General features: G+C 72.4%; 16 protein-coding genes. 4 read left to right on the top strand and 12 right to left on the bottom strand.

The features are described from left to right. Positions 1-15 precede the first annotated feature (15 nt). Both ABZ370_RS09510 and dgoD read left to right on the top strand, forming a co-directional pair. Positions 16-744, top strand: coding sequence for an SDR family oxidoreductase (locus ABZ370_RS09510; RefSeq protein WP_358618572.1), 729 nt, complete (start codon positions 16-18; stop codon positions 742-744). Positions 745-754: 10 nt separating this feature from the next. Further along, entirely contained in the window at positions 755-1,900 is a 1,146-nt protein-coding gene (gene dgoD / locus ABZ370_RS09505; protein ID WP_358618571.1) for a galactonate dehydratase, read from the top strand. Positions 1,901-1,934: 34 nt separating this feature from the next. On the opposite strand, the gene ABZ370_RS09500 is transcribed toward dgoD, so the two are convergent. After that, positions 1,935-3,197 carry a cellulase-like family protein gene (locus ABZ370_RS09500; protein WP_358618569.1) on the bottom strand — a complete coding sequence of 421 codons (1,263 nt, stop codon included), beginning with the start codon at positions 3,195-3,197 and terminating at the stop codon, positions 1,935-1,937. A gap of 123 nt (positions 3,198-3,320) precedes the next feature. On the opposite strand from ABZ370_RS09500, the gene ABZ370_RS09495 reads away from it, so the two are divergent. Continuing rightward, positions 3,321-4,031, top strand: coding sequence for an FCD domain-containing protein (locus ABZ370_RS09495; protein WP_358618568.1), 711 nt, complete (start codon positions 3,321-3,323; stop codon positions 4,029-4,031). 4 nt (positions 4,032-4,035) lie between these two features. Here the strand turns inward: ABZ370_RS09495 and ABZ370_RS09490 are convergent, their stop codons facing one another. The 11 genes from ABZ370_RS09490 to ABZ370_RS09440 all read right to left on the bottom strand — a co-directional run bounded on the left by ABZ370_RS09490 (position 4,036) and on the right by ABZ370_RS09440 (position 16,619). Then, the gene (locus ABZ370_RS09490) at positions 4,036-4,575 is read right to left on the bottom strand and encodes a hypothetical protein (protein ID WP_358618567.1); all 540 of its coding nucleotides are present in this window, start codon (positions 4,573-4,575) and stop codon (positions 4,036-4,038) included. Between the two features lie 169 nt (positions 4,576-4,744). Further along, positions 4,745-5,248 (bottom strand): carboxymuconolactone decarboxylase family protein, encoded by a 504-nt coding sequence (locus ABZ370_RS09485; RefSeq protein WP_358618565.1) that lies wholly within the window; start codon positions 5,246-5,248, stop codon positions 4,745-4,747. Further along, a complete protein-coding gene (locus ABZ370_RS09480; protein ID WP_358618564.1) occupies positions 5,245-6,138 on the bottom strand; it encodes an aminotransferase class IV in 894 nt (297 codons plus the stop codon). Before ABZ370_RS09480 ends, ABZ370_RS09485 begins: the two co-directional genes overlap by 4 nt. A 19-nt stretch (positions 6,139-6,157) precedes the next feature. Next, positions 6,158-7,390: an FAD-dependent monooxygenase gene (locus ABZ370_RS09475; protein WP_358618562.1), complete on the bottom strand. Its 1,233-nt coding sequence runs from the start codon at positions 7,388-7,390 to the stop codon at positions 6,158-6,160. Beyond that, complete coding sequence (locus tag ABZ370_RS09470; RefSeq protein ID WP_358618561.1) at positions 7,383-8,978, bottom strand: AMP-binding protein; 1,596 nt, start codon at positions 8,976-8,978, stop codon at positions 7,383-7,385. The genes ABZ370_RS09475 and ABZ370_RS09470 overlap by 8 nt, the downstream gene beginning before the upstream one ends. 82 nt (positions 8,979-9,060) lie before the next feature. Then, a complete protein-coding gene (locus ABZ370_RS09465) occupies positions 9,061-10,566 on the bottom strand; it encodes an AMP-binding protein (protein WP_358618797.1) in 1,506 nt (501 codons plus the stop codon). A gap of 140 nt (positions 10,567-10,706) precedes the next feature. Then, entirely contained in the window at positions 10,707-12,926 is a 2,220-nt protein-coding gene (pabB, locus tag ABZ370_RS09460) for an aminodeoxychorismate synthase component I (protein WP_358618560.1), read from the bottom strand. After that, positions 12,914-13,528, bottom strand: a complete 615-nt coding sequence (locus ABZ370_RS09455) for a hypothetical protein (RefSeq protein WP_358618558.1) — start codon at positions 13,526-13,528, stop codon at positions 12,914-12,916. The genes pabB and ABZ370_RS09455 overlap by 13 nt, the downstream gene beginning before the upstream one ends. A gap of 357 nt (positions 13,529-13,885) precedes the next feature. Beyond that, positions 13,886-15,139: an ornithine--oxo-acid transaminase gene (rocD, locus tag ABZ370_RS09450; RefSeq protein ID WP_358618557.1), complete on the bottom strand. Its 1,254-nt coding sequence runs from the start codon at positions 15,137-15,139 to the stop codon at positions 13,886-13,888. Next, positions 15,139-15,984 (bottom strand): dimethylargininase, encoded by an 846-nt coding sequence (ddaH, locus tag ABZ370_RS09445; RefSeq protein ID WP_358618556.1) that lies wholly within the window; start codon positions 15,982-15,984, stop codon positions 15,139-15,141. The genes rocD and ddaH overlap by 1 nt, the downstream gene beginning before the upstream one ends. 122 nt (positions 15,985-16,106) lie before the next feature. Further along, a complete protein-coding gene (locus ABZ370_RS09440; protein WP_358618555.1) occupies positions 16,107-16,619 on the bottom strand; it encodes an Lrp/AsnC family transcriptional regulator in 513 nt (170 codons plus the stop codon). A gap of 335 nt (positions 16,620-16,954) precedes the next feature. Here ABZ370_RS09440 and ABZ370_RS09435 point away from each other — a divergent pair, with 335 nt between their 5' ends. Beyond that, entirely contained in the window at positions 16,955-18,259 is a 1,305-nt protein-coding gene (locus tag ABZ370_RS09435) for a beta-ketoacyl synthase N-terminal-like domain-containing protein (RefSeq protein ID WP_358618553.1), read from the top strand. Positions 18,260-18,369 lie beyond the last annotated feature (110 nt).

Below are 18,369 nucleotides of genomic sequence, written 5' to 3'. Positions count from 1 at the left end.
CCGGGGTCCGGTTGCGTGATCGTCACCGGCGCCGCGGGCGGCATCGGCGCGGCCACCGCCCGCCGGCTGGCCGCGGACGGCGCCGGGGTGCTGATCGCCGATGTGCTGCGCGAGGAGGGCGAGGCGGTCGCCCGGGAGATCCGCGACGAGGGCGGCGCCGCCGTCTTCCAGTACTGCGACGTGGCCGACGAGGCCTCCTGGGACGTGGCGGTGCGTACCGCGACCGAGGCCTACGGGCCGGTGTCCGGGCTGGTCGGCAACGCGAGCGCGGTGCGGATCGGGCCCGCCGACGAGATCGGACTCGACGAGTGGAACCGGCAGCTGTCGGTCGGCCTCACCGCCGCCTTCCTCGGCTTCCGGGCCTGCCTCCCCGGCCTGCGGGCCACCCGGGGGAGCGCGGTCCTGGTGTCGTCCGTGCACGCCCTCGTCGGACTCCCCGGCCGCCCCGCCTACGCGGCGGGGAAGGCCGGGCTCACCGGGCTGACCCGTCAGCTGGCGGTCGAGTACGGCCCCGGGGTGCGGGTCAACGCCGTGCTGCCGGGCCCCGTCCTCACCCGCGCCTGGGCGGGGATCAGCGAGGAGGACCGGCGCAAGAGCGCCGAGCAGACCGCCGCCCGCCGCCTCGGCCGCCCGGAGGAGGTGGCCGGGGCCATCGCCTTCCTGCTCGGCGGCGATGCCTCGTTCGTCACCGGCGCCTCGCTGGTGGTCGACGGCGGGTGGAGCGTGCTGAAAACCAGTTCCTGAGGAGCAACCTGTGATCATCACCCGTGTGGAGACCTTCGCCGTCCCGCCGCGCTGGCTGCTGTGCCGCGTGGAGACCGACGAGGGCGTCGTCGGCTGGGGCGAGCCGGTGGTCGAGGGCCGCGCCGCCACCGTCCGCACCGCCGTCCACGAGCTGTCCGAACTCCTCGTCGGCAAGGACCCCAGCCGGATCGAGGACCACTGGCAGCTCATGACCAAGGGCTCCTTCTACCGGGGCGGCCCGGTGCTCTCCAGCGCCGTCGCCGGGCTCGACCAGGCGCTGTGGGACATCGCGGGCAAGACCCTCGGTGTGCCCGTACACGTCCTGCTCGGCGGCCCGGTGCGGGACCGGGTCCGCGCCTACAGCTGGGTCGGCGGCGATGAGCCGAGCGCGATCGGCGAGGCGGTCGCCGCCCAGGTCGAGGCGGGATTCACCGCGGTCAAGATGAACGCCTCCGGGCGGATGAACCGGCTGCCCACCGTCTCCGACATCGACGACGTCGTGGCCCGCGCCGCCGCCGCGCGCGAGGCCCTGGGGCCGGACCGGGACTTCGCGGTCGACTTCCACGGCCGCTTCACCGCCGCGGGCGCCCGCCGGACGCTGCCCCATCTGGCCCCGTACAACCCGCTGTTCGCCGAGGAGCCGGTCCTTCCCGAGTACACCCATCTGCTCGGTGACCTCGTCGCCGCCTCGCCCGTCCCCATCGCCACCGGGGAACGGCTCTACTCGCGCACCGACGCGCTGCCCGCGCTGCGGGCCGGGGTCGCCGTGCTGCAGCCCGACCTCTCGCACGCCGGGGGCATCTCCGAGGTGCGGCGCATCGCCTCGCTCGCCGAGGTCTTCGACATCCCCCTCGCCCCGCACTGCCCGCTCGGCCCGGTCTCGCTCGCCGCGAGCCTGCAGATCGCCTTCGCGACCCCCAACTTCCTGATCCAGGAACAGAGCATCGGTATCCACTACAACGACGGCGCCGAAGTCCTCGACTACGTCGTCGACCCCGAGGTGTTCCGCTTCCACGACGGCCACATCAACCGGCCGACCGCCCCCGGGCTCGGCATCGAGGTCGACGAGCGGGCCGTACGCGCCGCGGACGGGACCACCCCCGACTGGCGCGGCCCGATCTGGCGCCACGCGGACGGCTCGTTCGCCGAGTGGTGACCGCGTCCGGGCGTACCGGCAGGTGAATGTGCGCTCAGCCGCGCAGTACGGCGTTGCACTCCCGCTGGAGCGCGATGTCCTGCCACATCGGGTGCTGCGGCGCGGCGTTGGAACACACCACCGCGCCCCACGCCCCGACCCGCGCCGCCTCGGCCACGGCGCGGCGGCAGAACGCGGCCCCCACCGGGCCCTCCTCGAACGTGCCGTGCAGCGGCGTGTAGCCGATCCAGCCCTCGCCGAAGACCAGCGGCACGCCCGTCTCCGCCGCCCAGTCCGCGGCGGCGTCGATCCAGGTGGTCAGCTTCTGCTCCATCGCCAGCCGGTGGGTGGCGTACCGCTCGTACAGCCAGGCGTCCCACTTGGCCGGATCGCACCAGTCGTGGACGTAGATCTCCCGTGGCCCGACCGTGGTGGCCGCCAGCCGCCACCGGTCGCGCTCCGGCGGCACCCAGTCCGCCAGATCGGGCGCGCCGGGGCGCAGCAGTTCCCGGCGGGCCCGCGGCTGGGGGAAGGGCCGGGCGCGGTCGCGGATCGCGAAGGTGTCGATCAGCTCGCCGAGCACGCCGTAGACGTACGGATGGAAGACGGCGACGTCGATGTCGCGGGGCACCCCGCGCAGCGAACCGACCGGCACCATGGCGTAGTTGACGGTGACCGGACGGTTCGGGTGGCGCTCCCTGAACCGGGCGAGACCGCGCTCCAGCCGCGGGCGCAGCGCGACGACCCGGTCCTCGCCCCGCAGCCCGTCGGTGAGCCGGGTCCCCTGCACCTCGTTGTGCAGCTCGGTGAAGGCGATCCGGTCGTCCAGCCCGTGCACGACGAGGAAGTCGATCAGATCGGCCAGCGCGTCCGCGAGCGCCTCGGCGCGCCGCTCGGGATCGACCGCCATCAGGGCGTCGAACCAGGCGCGGTCCTCGGCGAACGACGGGCTCTGCTGGTACTCCCAGCTGGAGAGGATGACGTAGCAGTCGTGCCGCAGGGCCGCCTCGAACAGCGCCCGCAGCTGGGCGAGTCCGTCGATCTCGGCGACCGAGCCCACGTCGTACCAGCGCATCCGCTGCCCGTAGTCGCCGCCCAGCGGGCGCAGCCGCAGCCGGGTGGTGTCCAGTCCCGAGCCGAAGAGCAGATACGGCATCGCGCAGACGCGTACCGTGTTGTAGCCGCGGGCGACGGCGTCCTCGAAGGCACGGTCCAGATCGGCGAAGGGCTCGCCCGGGCCGGTACGGGTGTACCAGCTGAAGTCCCACAGCGAGATGGTCAGAGTGGCCGGGAGATGGGCGTGCGGCGACTGCGTCACAGGGGGCTCCCCGCGGTCGGCGTGCTCGTCGGTGAGGTCGGTTCATCGTCCGGGCGGGCCTGGGGGGTGTCAAGATGTATTCATAAATAATGCCCAACGCCCCTTTCCCCGAGGAGAAACCCCATGGCGTCCTACTCCGGCCGCGGTGTGCACGGCCAGGTGGTCCAGCGGCTGGGCGCCCGCATCGTCGGCGGCCACTGGGCCGAGGGCGACACCCTGGACGTGCGGGCCCTCGGCGACGAACTGGACGTCAGCCTCACCGTGATGCGCGAATCCCTGAAGGTCCTGGCGGGCAAGGGGCTCATCGACGCCCGGCAGAAGCGCGGCACCTACGTCCGCCCCCGCTCCGCCTGGAACCTCCTGGACGCCGATGTGATCCGCTGGCGCATGGCGGGCGGCGACGGCGAGCGGCTGATGCGCGACCTCACCGATGTGCGCTCCGTCGTGGAACCCGCCGCCGCCCACCGCGCCGCGCTGCGCCGCACCGACGCCGACCTGACCGCCCTGGACGAGGCGCTGACCGCGATGGAACGCGCCCGGGGCGACCTGGCCGCCGAGGCCGACGCCGACGCCGCCTTCCACCGGGCGCTGCTCGCCGCCACCGGCAACGAACTCCTCGCCCGGTTCGAGCTGATCCTGGAGCCCGGGCTGCGCGAGCGCGACCGGCTGGTGCACGCCCACGGGGACGCCGACGACCCGGTGCCCAGCCACCGCCGGGTGCTGGACGCGGTCCGCGACCGGGACGCACCGGGCGCGGAGCTGGCCATGCTCGACCTGCTCGCCAAGGCGGCCGAGGACGTCGGCGCCGCCGCGTCCCGGCCGCCCGGTGATTAACCGTTCAGCGACGGTTCCGGCCGGACCACGCGGGTTCCACCGCCTTCCACTCCGTGTCCCAGCTCGCGTACCGGCGCCGGTCCAGCACGTACCGGACCCGGGCCCGCCCCGCGAACGCCGCCCCGGCCACCACCGCGGCGGTCAGCATGCCGGTGAACCAGCCCATCGTCCGCGCGGTCGAGGCGGAAGTGGGCGGCTGGGCGAGATCCCCGTCCGAGCCCACCCACACCCGTACCTCCGTACCCGAGTCCGCACGGCCGGGCACCGTGGCCACACCGATGTGCCGGGCGCCGTCCCCGCCGGTCCAGCTGACCTTCGCCATCCTCAGCTCGGTGGCCTCCGACTGGCCCGGCCCGCCCTGCGGGGACTCGGCGAGCCGCGCGGTGACCTGGTGCCGCGCCGCGGCCTGGTCGTGCACGACGCGCATCTGCGACGCGTACGCGGCGTTCCCCGCGCCGACCGCGGCCATCGGCAGGCCGATCGCGAGGACCAGCAGAAAGAGCACGGTGCACCAGGACTGGACCCGGTCAGTCCGCCTGCGCAACGGGTTGCGCCCCCTGGCCGGACGGCCCAGCAGGGGCGGATGGGGTCCGAAAGCGCCCCGCGGTCCGTGGGTGTTCATGGTCTCAAGGCCTCCAGCGAGTGCTGACGTCGTCGCGCGGCGCGCCATGCGCCGGGGGTGCCCCATGGCGCGCCACGCGACGGGCAGTGGGTCAGGTGCGAGGAGCGGGCTGATACGCGCCGGGCACCATCCGGGCGCTGATCGCCGTGCGGTTGTACGCGTTGATGACGACCGCGGCCCAGATCAAGGCCGCCATCTGCGGTTCGTCGAACACCTCGGACGCGGCCCGGTGGACCTCGTCCGGGACGTGGCCGTCGCTCACATCGGTGACGGCCTCGGTCAGGGCGAGCGCGGCCCGCTCGCGCTCGGTGAAGAACGGGGTCTCCCGCCAGGCGTTCAGGGCGTAGATGCGCTGCTCGGTCTCGCCCTGGGCCCGGGCGTCCTTGGTGTGCATGTCCAGGCAGAACGCGCAGCCGTTGAGCTGGGAGGCGCGGATTCTGACCAGTTCGAGCAGCTCGGGCTCGACCTTCGCCTCCTGCGCCGCCTCGACGGCCGCCGCGTGCAGGGCACCCATCGCGGCGGACACCTTGGGGGCCAGCTTCTTCAGCTCCAGCCGGGCGGTGGTGGTCCGGGGGCCGGGTGCGGTCGCGGTCATGGGTGAACTCCGTTCGTCGGCATGAGGACATCGGCACAGCTGTCGAGCCAGCTCTGCCAGGAAGCGGCGCGCAGGGCCGGTCCCGCGCGCAGCGGACGGCCGAGCCACGCGGCCACGGGACGTATCCCGTGCAACGCGTTGACCAGCCACACCTCGCGCCCGTCCAGCTCCTGGACGGGACACCGGCGGTGTTCGGTACGGACGCCCAGCTCCGCCGCGTGCTCCTGGATCAGGGTCGTGGTGACGCCCGCCAGCAGCGGCAGGTCCGGCGGCGGCAGGCACAGGACGTCGTCCTCCCACCACAGGACGTTCGCCGTCGTCCCCTCCAGCACCAGACCGGAGGGGGTGGTGAGCAACAGCTCCTGCGCGCCGCGCTGGGCGGCCCGGTGGCGCAGATGCGCCAGCAGGGACAGATCCGGTCCCTTGCGGCGCGGATGGATGCGCGGGTCGAACTCCTCGGTCAGACAGACGGCCACATCGGCCGTCCGGGGCGGTGCGGGCCGTATCCGTAAGTAGAGCCGGGCGGGCTCCGGACCGGCCAGTTCGACCCGGGGGAACCAGCGGCCGGTGCGTGGCAGCGCCGCCACCGCGTCCTGCCAGAAGCTCTCGATCCGGGCCGGGGAGTCGCCCGTCGCCTCGGCGCACGCGGCGGCGAACCGCCGGTGGTGGTGGCCCAGCGCCCGCGCCCGCCCCTCGTCGACCAGCCAGGAGTCGGCGGCCAGCAGCGCGCTGTCGGGCACCGGGCGCGACGGCATCAGCCCGCCGTCCTCGCGCCACATCAGCGTCCACTGCTGCTGCTCCGACGGCTTCCCCCGGCCGGTGTCCCGGGCCGTCGCGACCCGGTCCGTGCCCGTGTTCGTGTCCCTGGCCGTGTCCGTATCCGTGTTCACGCGTTCGTTCCCTCCACCGTCAGTACTTCCGCGCCGCGTCGGCCTTCGGGCCGCCGCGGGGGCCGTACGGGGCGTGCTCCAGCCACGCACCGCACCGGGGGACCACCGGGGCCAGCGTGGCCGCCGCGCGCTGGGTCATCCGCCCCCAGCGGCGGGGCCGCATATGGTCCAGGGCCGCCCCCGCGGCCACGCTGTTGAACAGCGCGGCACGGCGACGGGTGGAAGCGAACTCGCCGATGGCCACGGGTGCCCGCGTGGGGTCGGAGCATGCCGTCGAAATCGCGTCGGCCGCCGCGACCGCGTCCGCGATCCCGCTGTTCATCCCGCGCGCCCCGAAGGGCGGGAACAGATGCGCCGCCTCGCCCGTCAGCAGCACCCGGCCCGCCGGATCGGTGAACGACGCGGCCACCTTGCGCAGGAAGTGGTACCGGGACACCCACAGCACATGGTGGGCGCAGTCCGCGCCCACCAGCCGGGGCAGCCAGCGGCGCACCGCCTGCTCGGTGTCGTACGTACCCGGCGGGTCGTCCGCCCGGCACTGCAAGTCGATCTGGAAGCCGCCGGTGAACGGCACCCGCAGCACGGTGCGGCCGCCGGCGGCGGGGTGCTCGTAGTGGAAGACCCGCTCGAACGACATCTCCCCGCCCGCCGGGTCCGCCACGTCCACCACCACGTGATAGCCGTCGGAACGGGTGCCCTCCAGCGGGATGTTCAGCGCCCGGCGCACCCCGGAGCGGGCGCCGTCGGCGGCGATCGCGTGCCCGGCCGTCCAGCTGTCGCCGTCCGCCGCCGTCACCGTCACCCCGGTGCCGGTGGCCTCGACCCCGGTCACCTCGGCGTCGAAGCGGAAGTCCACGCCCGCCTCCAGGCACGCCTCGAACAGAAAGCGCTCGGTGTCCACCTGGCGCAGGCTCGCGAAGGCGGGCAGCCTGTCATCGCCGCCGCCGTTCGCGGCCTCCGGATAGGTCCGCGCGAACACCTGGCGCCCGCGGTAGAGGGTGCGCCGGGTCCGCCAGGTCGTGCCGTACGCCGCGACGCGCTGCCCGAGCCCGGGGCGGGCCCGCTCCAGCAGCTTCAGCGACTGCCGGTGCACGAACAGCGCCCGGCTCCCGGGCCGCACCCGGTCCTTCGCCCCCGACTCCAGCACGGTGACCGGCAGTCCGCGGGCCCGCAGGGCGAGCGCCGCCGTCATCCCGACCGGCCCGGCACCCACCACCAGGACCGGCCGCGCGATCTCCGCCGGGTCAGCCATGGGCCCGGACGGTGGACAGCGTGGGCAGCCCGCCCTCGGCCAGCAGCCGGCTGATCTCCAGCCGCTTGATCTTCCAGGTGCCGGTGCGGGGCAGGTCCTCGAAGCGGCACTGCACCGGATCGGCCAGCGGCGGCAGGTCCGAGGTGGCCGTACGCCAGCGTCCGGCGTCCAGCGGCAGGTCCCCGCGGGTGCACACCACCGGCACCGGCTCCAGGCTGGGACCGTGGACGATGACCACCTCGCGGAGTTCGGCGACCCGGGACAGCAGCTCGTCCTCGACCTCCAGATTGGAGTCGACCGTGGCGTGCTGGTCGACCTCGCGGTCGAGCAGGTACAGCGCGCCCCAGCGGTCGCGGTAGCCCATGTCGCCCATCCGCCACCAGCCGCGGTCCACCTGCTGGGCGTACTGGTCGGGGGCGCCGAGATAGGTGAGAATCCGGCCGCGGGTACGGGCCTCGATGGCCCCCGGCTTGCCCGGCGGACACGTCCGGCCCCGCTCGTCCACCACCCGTATCCGGGTGAACCCGGGGATGCCGGTGCCCACCCGCCGCCCCTGCACCCGGTCCGCGCCGCGCCGGGTGTACCAGCCGAAGGCGATCGGCCCGGTCTCGCTCTGCCCGTACAGCTGCACCAGCCGCGGGTCCCGGCGGCGGGACGCGCCGAGCAGCCGCTGCACGGTGCGCGGATGGATGGCGTCGAAGGTGGAGCCGTACGCCCGTACGTTGGCCAGCGGCATCCCGGGCGCGTCGGTCAGGTCCTCCCACAGCACGAAGGTGTTGGGGTGGGTCTCCACGATCCCGGGCCGGTACTTGGCCAGCAGCGGGCCCGCGTGGGCCGGGTCGGGGTCGAGGAGCAGCAGCAGCGGGCTGCCGAAGTGCAGCAGCACACCCAGCAGATGGTAGAAGCGGGAGTGCACGAACGACATGTGCAGCGCGGCGGACTCGCCGCGGGTGGCCCGCCCGAGCGCCTGCTGCGGTACCAGCCGGTTCCACATGGTGTGCGCGCAGTGCACCGCCAGCTTGGGGATGCCGGTGGTGCCCGAGCTGTGCGTGATCAGCGAGGGTTCGCGGGGGTGCAGCCGGATGGGCGCGCGGCGCGGCACCCCGGCGTACACGGCGAGCGGGATGGCGTTGCCGTTGCCGGGCGCCTCGTCCACCGTGAGCACCCCGCGGGCGAGCCCGGTGTCCAGACCGCTCAGGGTGGATTCCAGCGCCGCCCGGTCGGTGATCAGCCAGGGCGCGTGGAGCCGGTCGAGCAGCACCGCGGCCACCCCGCCGTCCAGCGACGGCGACAGCAGGGCGGGCACCGCGCCGATCCGGGAGACGGCGCAGGCCAGCAGCACGATGTCGACGTTGTCGCTCTTGTGGATCGCCACATGCTCGCTCGGCCGCACCCCCGCCGACCACAGCCGGGCGGCCAGATCGTCGACCAGATCCGCCAGATCGGTGTACCCGAGGTCCGTACCGGCGTCCGGTGCGACGTCCAGCGGCCGGTCGAGCGTCACCCGGACCCTGCCGTACCGGGCCGCGGCCTCCTGGAACATCTGCCCGAGGTAGAACCCGCGCTCGGGGAGTAGCCGCTCCAACATATCCAGTACCTACCGTTCGGAATCGTTCACGAGAGGGTGCGCGCGGGGGCGGCGGGACGGTGTCCGGCGGGAAGACGGACTGTCACCAGGCGCCCGTCCGTACGACATGGCGGCGCAGCTTGCCGGTCTGCGTGCGGGGCAGGGACGCCACCACCCGCACCGTGCGCGGCGCCTTGAACGCGGCGAGCCGCTTGCGGGCCAGCGCGATCAGGTCGTCCGACAGGGCCCGCTCGTCGACGGTCCGGCCACCGGCCACCGGCGCGGTCGGCACCACGAAGGCGTGCAGCCGGGTCGCGCCCCGGCTGTCGGGGACGGCGGCCACCGCCACCTCCCGTACGTCCGGGTGGTGCCGCAGCACCTCCTCGACCTCCAGCGGGGACACGGTGATCCCGCCGACCATCTCCAGATCGTCGACCCGGCCCAGGTGCTGGTACGTGCCGTCCGGGTTGCGCCGGACCCGGTCCCGGGTGGCGAGCCAGCCGTCGCCGGCCGGGCGGGTGGCGGCCACCGTCGGCCCACGCACCCACAACTCGCCCTCGGCCGCCTCGCCTTCGGCGGCGGCCACCACGGCGCCCTTGCCGTCCCGCAGCTCCAGCTCGTAGCGCGGCACCGGGCGGCCCAGGGTGCCGGGGGCGTTCTCCCAGACCGTGTTGGCGCAGAAGGCGTGGCCCGCCTCGGTGGAGCCGATCTGCTCCAGCACCGGGGCGCCCAGCATTTCGGCGACCCGTTCCCCCAGCCCGCGGGGCAAGCTCTCGCCCGCGCTGACGGCCGCGCGCACCGAGGCGAAGCACGGTGTGTGCCCGGTGCCGCGCTCGTCCACCAGGGCGGCGTACGCGGACGGCACCGAGTACAGCAGGGTCACCCGGTGCCGGGCCACCAGGTCGTCGGTGAGGCCGGGGCCTGGACGCTGCGCGCTCAGCACCGCGGACGACCCCGAGAACAGCGGGAAGACGAACGCGTTCCCGAACCCGTAGGCGTAGAACAGCTTGGACACCGAGAACGTCACGTCGTCCGGGCGGATGTCCAGCACGTCCCGGCCCACCAGGTCGTAGTACGCCGCCACATGGCCATGGGTGTGGGTCACCGGTTTCGGGCGGCCGGTGGTTCCCGAGGTGTACTGGATGTACAGCGGGGCGTCGGCCGTCACCGGCTCGGCTTCGCACGCCGCGGCCGCGGCGTCGACGCCGTCCGGGCCCGTGAGCGCCGACAGCTGGTCGGCGCCGAGCCAGCGCGCGGTGTCGAAGTGGTCCTGGAGGCCGGGGCCCGAGACACACAGCGCGGCCCGCGAGTCCTCGGCCATGAGCCGGTGGTCGTCGGCGGTGAGCCCGGGGTTGACCAGCACCGCCACCGCCCCCAGCCGGGCGACGGCCAGGAAGGTGGCCACCCACATGATGCCGTCGGGCAGCGCTATCAGCACCCGGTCCCCGGCGCCCACCCCGCGCCCGGCCAGCACGGTGGCGGCGCGGGCGGCACGGTCGTGGACCTCGCCATGGGTCCAGACCCGGTGCGCCTCCAGGAAGGCGGGCCGGGCCGTCCAGCCGCACCGGTCGGCGAGCGCCGCCAGATGCGCGGCCACGTTGGCGGACACCGACGGGACGAAGACCGACGGGCCGGACGACGCGAGCCCCGAGTGGCCGAGGACCGGGTCGACGAGGGCGGACTCCGAGCCATGTGAGAGGCCCGGGAGGCCCGGGAGGCCCGGGAGGTCGGACAGATCCGAGAGGGCGGTCACCGTTCCAGCTCCTTCGCGGGGGAGTCCGGCAGCGACGGGGCCGCCGCCACCAGCAGGTCGTCCAGCTCACCGGCGGGCCGCTGTTCCGAGACGTCGTAGGCGCGCATCGTCGCCGCGGTCTTCAGCAGCATCTCCTCGTACTCCTCGGCCGGATCGGAGTCGAGGACGATGGCGCCGCCCGCGCCGATGTGCATCCGGCCGCCGGTGAACACCGCGGTGCGGATCACGATGCTGAGGTCGGCCGCGCCGTTGCAGCTGAGGAAGCCGAGAGCACCCGAGTACACACCGCGGGCCTCGGTCTCCAGCGAGTCGATGATCTCCATGGTGCGCAGCTTGGGGGCGCCGGTCATCGAGCCGCCCGGGAAGCAGGCCCGTACGCAGTCCACGGTGCTGGTGTCCTGGCGCAGCCGCCCGCGCACGGTGGACACCAGCTGGTGCACGGTGGCGTACGACTCGGTGTTCATCAGCCGCGGGACGTACACGCTGCCCGGTTTGCACACCCGCCCCAGGTCGTTGCGGAGCAGGTCGACGATCATCAGGTTCTCGGCCCGGGGCTTGGCGCTGGTGGCGAGGGCGGCCAGCGCCCGGGCGTCCTTGTCGGGGTCACCGGAGCGCGGCGCCGTGCCCTTGATCGGCTTGGCCTCGGCGATGCCGTCCGGGGTGACGCGCAGGAAGCGCTCGGGGGAGGCGCACGCCACGTCGGTGTCGCCGAACCGCAGGTAGGCGGCGTACGGGGCCGGGTTGCAGCGGCGCAGCGTCCGGTAGAAGGTGTACGAGTCGCTCGGCGCGGGCAGCCACGCGGAGTTGGTGAGGCAGACCTCGTAGCTCACCCCGGAGCGCAGCTCGCGCAGGCTCGCCTCGATCGAGGCGAGGTACTTCTCGCGGTCCCGGACCAGCCACGGTTCGACGGCGGCGGTGGTGGTGAGCGGCGGCGGCGCGGGCAGGGGTTCGTTCTGGGCGGGCACCCCGGTCAGCACGGTCACGGTCGCGTCCAGCCACTCCTTGGCGTCGCGGTGGCCGTCGGGGGTGTCCTCGCTGAGACTGCAGATGTAGGTGACGCCCTCCTGGTGGTCGACGGCGACGAAGCGGTCGGCGAAGAGCCAGCAGGCGTCCGGGGTGGCGGCCTCGTGGCGGCCGGGGGCGCCGCAGTCGGCCTTCATCTCGTAGCCGAGGTAGCCCACGTAGCCGCCGGTGAAGTCGAACGGCAGGTCCGGGGCGTGTACTTCGCGGGCGGCCAGCTCGCGCTTCAGGTAGTCGAAGACGCTGCCCTCGTACGTGGTGGCGGGCTGCCCGGGGCGCTCGATCTCGCACACCTTGGTGGCGGTGTCATACGCCACGAACTCGGAGAGGGGCCCCTGTCCGTCGCCGAGGAAGGAGAACCGCGCCTCGCCGGACTGGGTGCGCGAACTGTCCAGCCAGAAGGCGCGCGGCGCGTCCGCGTACAGCCGGGTGAAGGCCGCCTCGGTGTCGGTCGCGTCGGCCAGCCAGCGGGCGTGCAGCCGGTAGGAGCGGGCCTTCGTGGCGGCCGCGGCCGGGGCGCTCGTCACCACCGGCTTCGCGGGGCGCGGGGCGCGGGGCTTGCGGGGCCCGCCGGGGGAGGCGATGGACGTCACGGAGTCGCCGTTGGCGTGCTCGATGGTCAGATCGCGGAAGTTGCTGAACATCCGGTGGCCGTATCCGGTGAGCACCGACTCCGGGTGGAACTGCACACCCCACAGCGGGCGGGCCCGGTGGCGCAGCGCCATCAGGACGCCGTCCTCGGACCAGGCGATGCCCTGGAGCCCCAGCGGCAGCGGCTCGGCCACGCACAGCGAGTGGTAGCGGACGGCGGTGAAGTCCTGGGGGATTCCGCGGAAGATGCCCTTCCCGCCGTGCTTGATGCGGGAGAGATGGCCGTGCCGCGGCTCGGGGGCGGGCACCACCCGGGCCTGGGCGCCGAGCGCGATGCCCTGATGGCCCAGGCACACGCCCAGCACCGGAATCGTGGCGCGCTCGATCAGCCGGGCGGCACCGGCGAAGTCACGGGCGTCGGCCGGATGTCCGGGGCCGGGGGAGACCACGATGTTGTCGAACTCGGAGAGGTCGATGCCCGCGCATTCGGGCGCGTCGTTGAGAAGCACCTCCGGTTCCTCACCGTTGACCTCGGTGAGCAGATGGAAGAGGTTGTACGTGTACGAGTCGTAATTATCGACGAGGAGCGTCCTCAGCGATTCCATCCGGATTTGCCTCCTTGCTTCGGGCCGTCCACCGCCATGCGCCTGTGACGTCCTCGGATCGACTGAAGCGGCGGGTAGAGCCACTTCTTGAGGAGCCGCTGCAGGCGCGGCATGACGAGCCAGGTCACCATCGCGGTCACGCCAAGACACAGAGCCAGGGTCCGCAGCAGGAAATTGGTGCCCTCGAGGAACGGGATCACCAGCACGTTGAAGATGAGGACCGGAGGGAACACGGCGCTCAGGTTCACCAGCCAGAGTTTCCATTTGGGGGGCGGCGGCAGCGGCCGCACCGGACCCTTCAACCAGTTCTGCAGTCCTGAGGTGCGCTGAGTTCCCTTTTCTTGTACGAAGGGCCCGGCCCGAGTCGCCAACCGGGCGCGCTCGAGCGAGGTTTCCCATGCCTGTGCGGATACTTCCCTGTCGAACCGGTAGATGACGTGCCACTCGGAGGACGCCTGACCGGAGCCCATGACGCCACCCCCCAGGTATCCCGGAAGACTTGCCGCGGCATTGAGCATCTCAATCGCCCAGCCATAGAACTCGCTTTCGCGGCCGGACTCCACCCGGTATGCGGCCGTCACCGTGACCGGTTCCGTGTCCACTCCAGCCGCAACTCCTTCCCGCACCCTGCACGCTCGCCTTCTCAACCCATGCTGACCTGCAAGGACTTCATACTCTCCGCCGGGTCTTCCCAGCGAGTTGACAGGAAGTGTTCCACATCGGGAGATCCGCAACAGTCGAATGCTCAACAACGTACATAAAAACTCGATAAGTGGGCCGTGACCTGCGCGTTATCTACGGTTCAGGGGGCTCGGACGGGGCCTCGAAAAAGAATCTCCGAGACGCATTGAACATGACGAAGCGCCGGGCCGTATGGAACGTAATGCGGCCCGGCGCTCAAAGTCGCCGTCGGGTTGGTTTCGGGCTGTGCGGGGCCCGTTTCGATCAGGTGCGCGGTCTCAGCCGAGCACCTTCTCCAGTGATGCCAGCGACGCTTCCAGTTCCTCCCGGGAGATGGTCAGCGGCGGCGCCAGCCTGATCGTCGAACCGTGGGTGTCCTTCACCAGGACGCCCTCGCGCAGCAGTCGTTCGCTGATCTCGCGCCCGGTGCCCAGCGCGGGGTCCACATCGACCCCGGCCCACAGGCCGCGGCAGCGGTGACCCACCACGCCCTTGCCGTGCAGCGCGCTCAGCCCGGCGTCCAGCACCTCGCCCAACTCGGCGGCGCGGCACTGGAATTCACCGGTGCGCAGCAGATCGACCACGGCCGAGCCGACGGCGGCGGCCAGCGGATTGCCGCCGAAGGTGGAACCGTGCTCGCCGGGGCGCAGCACGCCCATCACCGCGCGGTCGGCGACCACCGCGGAGACCGGCACGATTCCGCCGCCCAGCGCCTTGCCGAGCAGCAGCACATCCGGCCGCACCGCCTCGTGGTCGACCGCGAGGGTGGTGCCGGTGCGGCCGAGTCCGGACTGGATCTCGTCGGCGATGAACAGCGCCCCGGCCCGCCGGGTGAGTTCGCGTACGCCGCGCAGATAGCCGTCGTCCGGGATGAGCACGCCCGCCTCGCCCTGGATGGGCTCGATCAGCACGGCCGCCGTGGTCTCGTCGACCGCCGCCTCCAGTGCGGCGAGGTCGTTGTACGGGACGACGCGGAAGCCCGGGGCGAACGGGCCGAACCCCTCGCGGGCCACCGGATCGCTGGAGAACCCGACGATCGTCGTGGTGCGGCCGTGGAAGTTGCCGTCGGCCACCACGATCGTCGCCTGGTCGGGGGCGACGCCCTTGACCTCGTACGCCCATTTGCGGGCCAGCTTGATGCCGCTCTCCACCGCCTCCGCGCCGGTGTTCATCGGCAGCACCATCTCCAGGCCGGTGAGGCGCGCGAGCCCCTCGGCGAACCCGGCGAGCCGGTCGTTGTGGAAGGCGCGCGAGGTGAGGGTGAGCTGGTCGAGCTGGCGGTGGGCGGCCTCGACGAGCGCCGGGTGGCGGTGGCCGAAATTGAGGGCCGAGTAACCGGCCAGCATGTCGAGGTAGCGGCGGCCCTCGACGTCCCACACCCAGACGCCCTCGGCGCGGGAGACGACCACGGGCAGCGGATGGTAGTTGTGGGCGAGCGAGGACTCCTCGGCGTGGATCAGCTCTTCCGAGGAGCGCGCGGGTCGGCCGTCGGCGGCGGGGGCGGTGTGTGCGGTGCGTGCGGGTGCGGTCATCAGCGGATCTCCTGAGTGCAGCACTTGATGCCCCCGCCGGCCTTGTGCAGCTCCGACAGGTCGACGGGGACGGGGACGTAACCGCGTTCGGTGAGCTGGGCTATGAGGCCGGTCGCGCGCGGCGCGACGAACACATGACGGCCGTCGGAGACGGAGTTGAGCCCGAAGGCCATGGCGTCGTCCCGGGTGGCGATCAGCGCGTCCGGGAAGAGGCGCTCCAGGACCTCACGGCTCCCGGGGGAGAACGCCCCCGGGTAGTAGGCGATGTTCGCGCCGTCCTCGCCGGTTCCGCCGTTCGCGCCGTTCTCGTCGTCGAGCGTGAACAGGGCGGTGTCCAGGTGGTAGAAGTACGGGTCCACCAGGAGCAGGCTGATCACCGGCACCCCGAAGAACTCCTGCACCTCCTGGTGGGCGGCGCGCGTCGTGCGGAACCCGGTGCCCGCCAGCACGAACCGCCCGGCGGGCACGAGGTCGCCCTCGCCCTCGCACACCGCCTCCGGCGGGTGCACCTCGAATCCGGCCGCCTTGAACCAGGACGTGTAGGCGAGCTGTTCCGGACGGCGCTGGGGCGCGTGGAACCGGGAGCCGAAGACCCGGCCCGCCAGGACCAGGGCCGAGTTCGCCGCGAACACCATGTCCGGCAGACCCGGCACCGGCTCGGCGGTCTCCACCCGGTGGCCATGATCGCGATAGGTATGGATCAGGGTCTCCCACTGGGCCTGGGCGAGCGCGGTGTCGACCACGGTGTCCTCGCGCATCCAGGGATTGATGGCGTACCGCACGTCGAAGAATCTGGGCGGACAGGTCAGATAGCGCCGGGGGCGCGGCACACGGGTCTGGGGCACGGAGCAGTCCTCTCGCTTCCGCGGGCGACCGGGGGAATGATTCAACGGTAGAAAGCGGACGAGAGGGGACACAAGAAAGGAAAATTGCGCAATGACGCAGCGATGTTGCGTCTTCGACGGGTTCAGCGAGTGTTCATTGCGTCCAGCTCACCGGGGGGTGCGGCGGGGCTCGCACCAGCCTCGGCGCTGCCCGCTATCAGATGCGACAGCACCATGTAGCTGACGGTCTTCCGGATGAAGGGCTCGGTCCGGATGCGCTCCAGCACCTCCTCGAAGTGCTCCACATCCCTGGCCATGACGTGCAGCAGGGCATCGGCGCCCCCGGTCACCGTCATGGCCGCGGTGATCTCCGGGTAGCTGCGCACCACCTCCGCCAGCCGCCGGGGCGGGGCCGCGCTGTCGCAGTACACCTCCACGTACGCCTCGGTCCGCCAGCCCAGGGCGGCGGGCCGCACGGTCGTGGTGAAGCCGGTGATCACGTCGTTCTCCCGCATCCGGTCGACCCGCCGCTTGACCGCGGACGCCGACAGCCCGACCGCGGCGCCGATCTCCGTGAAGCTCGCCCGGGCATTCGCGACCAGAGCAGCGACGATCTTGCGGTCCAGGTCGTCGAACGGTGCGGACTGGTTCGTCATGTGGGGTCCTTTCGGCGGCCGGTGATGAACAGTCGAAATGACATACCGATGAGATGCCCGCAAACCGCTCTGTTTTCCCTTGGTTTCCCCGGTTTTCAGGAAGTTTCTGCAAGAGGGGGCGTGCGCGGGAACGCGGGGCCCGATAGCGCGGCGGTGGTGTGCTCTGGGCGCCGGGCGTACGAATCCGGGCACCGTGCCTGTTGTTTCCGCCTCGGTGATACGGCACAACCTTCCGGCGGTCCTTACCGCGGCGTAACGTCTTCTAATCCGCAATCGTTTCCGAGTGATGATCAGGTGGTCGTCATGACAACTATTATCAGCTTCAGGAGGCCGCGATGAAAAGACCGCGGGACGCCGTGGTCACCGGTCTGGGTTTCTGCCTGCCGGGCGACGCCGAGCCCGTATTCACCGCGGGACAGGTATGGGATATGGCCTCCCACGGCCGCTCCGCCCTCGTACAGCGGGACATCGCCTACGGTGCGGTGAACCTCACCCCAGAACATTTCGGAGAACGGCTCCCCGAAATCCCCGAGTTCTTCTCCCGCCACTACACCAGCGTCCACCGCCTCGGCCTGGTGTCCCTGGTGGAGGCCTGCGCCGACGCCGAACTGGACCTCCAGGCGGGTGATCTGGGCGAGGCGGCCCTCCTCGTCGGTCGCGGCGGAGTGGACACCAATGTCGGTGTCTATCTCTCGCTGCTGAACACCCAGTCCGATGAGGCCACCGCGCTGGACGGGGTGGAGATGTTCGTCGCGGCCGGGCTCGGCTCGACCCCCTCCGACGTCGCGGTCGTCCAGTCCGCGGTGGCCCGCTCCACCGGCCCCTGCTACACGGTCACCTGCGGCTGCTCGTCCGCCGCCGTGCAGATCGGCAACGCCCGCCGGCTGATCGCCACCGGAGAGGTCGAGATGGCCGCCGTGACCGGGGTCGACGCCTTCGACCTCGGCCTGATCCAGCACGGCCAGCGGCTGCAAGTGGGCGCGCAGCGCGCCCACGAGGCGATGGACGCCGCCGCCATGCCCGACCTCCTCGCCTCGTTCGACTCCCTCATGCGCCCCTACGACCGGCGCGCCGAATGCATCAACCACGGCGAGGGATCTGCCACCGTGATCCTGGAGAGCCGGGAACACGCCCTGCGCCGCGGCGCACACCTCTACGGCCAGGTGCTCGCCACCGCCATGACCCGCGACGGCCTCGACAACCCCCTCGCCACCGACGCGGGCGGCACACAGCTCGTCCGGGCCGTCCGCGCCTGCCTCGGGGACCGGTGGCGGATCGAGCAGATCCCGTACGTCAACGGCGCCTGCGACGGCGGCGCGGCCGTCACCGCCCTGGAGGCCAACGCCATCCGGGAGCTGTACGGGCCGGACAGCTCCGTCCTGGTGACCACTCAGGAGGGCTGCTTCGGCCACCACGGCTCACCCATCGGCTGCGTCGGCGCGGCCCTGACCCTGATGATGATGGAACAGGGCGAGGTGTGCCCCACCGCCAACTGCGAGGAACCCGCCGACGGACTGCCCTTCGACCCCGTCCCCGGCACCCGCACCCGGCCCCTCGACTTCGACTACGCGCTGAGCTTCAACTACCAGATCGGCGGCGTGAAACACGCCATGCTGCTGGGCAGCCCGGACGCCACGTAACGGGCGTCCGCCAAGCCCCGCCGGGCCCGCGCGCCCGCCACCCTCCCCGTGTGATCGCACGCTCCCGGCCACCGCCGGGAGGTGCCCCCGCCACCGCGGGTTCACCCGCC

It is taken from the genome of Streptomyces sp. NPDC005962 (assembly GCF_040629205.1).
Lineage (GTDB): Bacteria > Actinomycetota > Actinomycetes > Streptomycetales > Streptomycetaceae > Streptomyces.
Note: the sequence above shows the minus strand (reverse complement) of the source record. Positions and strands in the feature narration are given on the sequence as shown.

What these genes read in the sequence shown, in the direction of transcription:
- ABZ370_RS09485 (WP_358618565.1), bottom strand. Translation starts at nt 5,248, where the DNA reads ATGACCGCGACCGCACCCGGCCCCCGGACCACCACCGCCCGGCTGGAG.
- ABZ370_RS09495 (WP_358618568.1), top strand. Translation starts at nt 3,321, where the DNA reads ATGGCGTCCTACTCCGGCCGCGGTGTGCACGGCCAGGTGGTCCAGCGG.
- ABZ370_RS09435 (WP_358618553.1), top strand. Translation starts at nt 16,955, where the DNA reads ATGAAAAGACCGCGGGACGCCGTGGTCACCGGTCTGGGTTTCTGCCTG.
- ABZ370_RS09440 (WP_358618555.1), bottom strand. Translation starts at nt 16,619, where the DNA reads ATGACGAACCAGTCCGCACCGTTCGACGACCTGGACCGCAAGATCGTC.
- ABZ370_RS09470 (WP_358618561.1), bottom strand. Translation starts at nt 8,978, where the DNA reads ATGTTGGAGCGGCTACTCCCCGAGCGCGGGTTCTACCTCGGGCAGATG.
- ABZ370_RS09475 (WP_358618562.1), bottom strand. Translation starts at nt 7,390, where the DNA reads ATGGCTGACCCGGCGGAGATCGCGCGGCCGGTCCTGGTGGTGGGTGCC.
- rocD (WP_358618557.1), bottom strand. Translation starts at nt 15,139, where the DNA reads ATGACCGCACCCGCACGCACCGCACACACCGCCCCCGCCGCCGACGGC.
- pabB (WP_358618560.1), bottom strand. Translation starts at nt 12,926, where the DNA reads ATGGAATCGCTGAGGACGCTCCTCGTCGATAATTACGACTCGTACACG.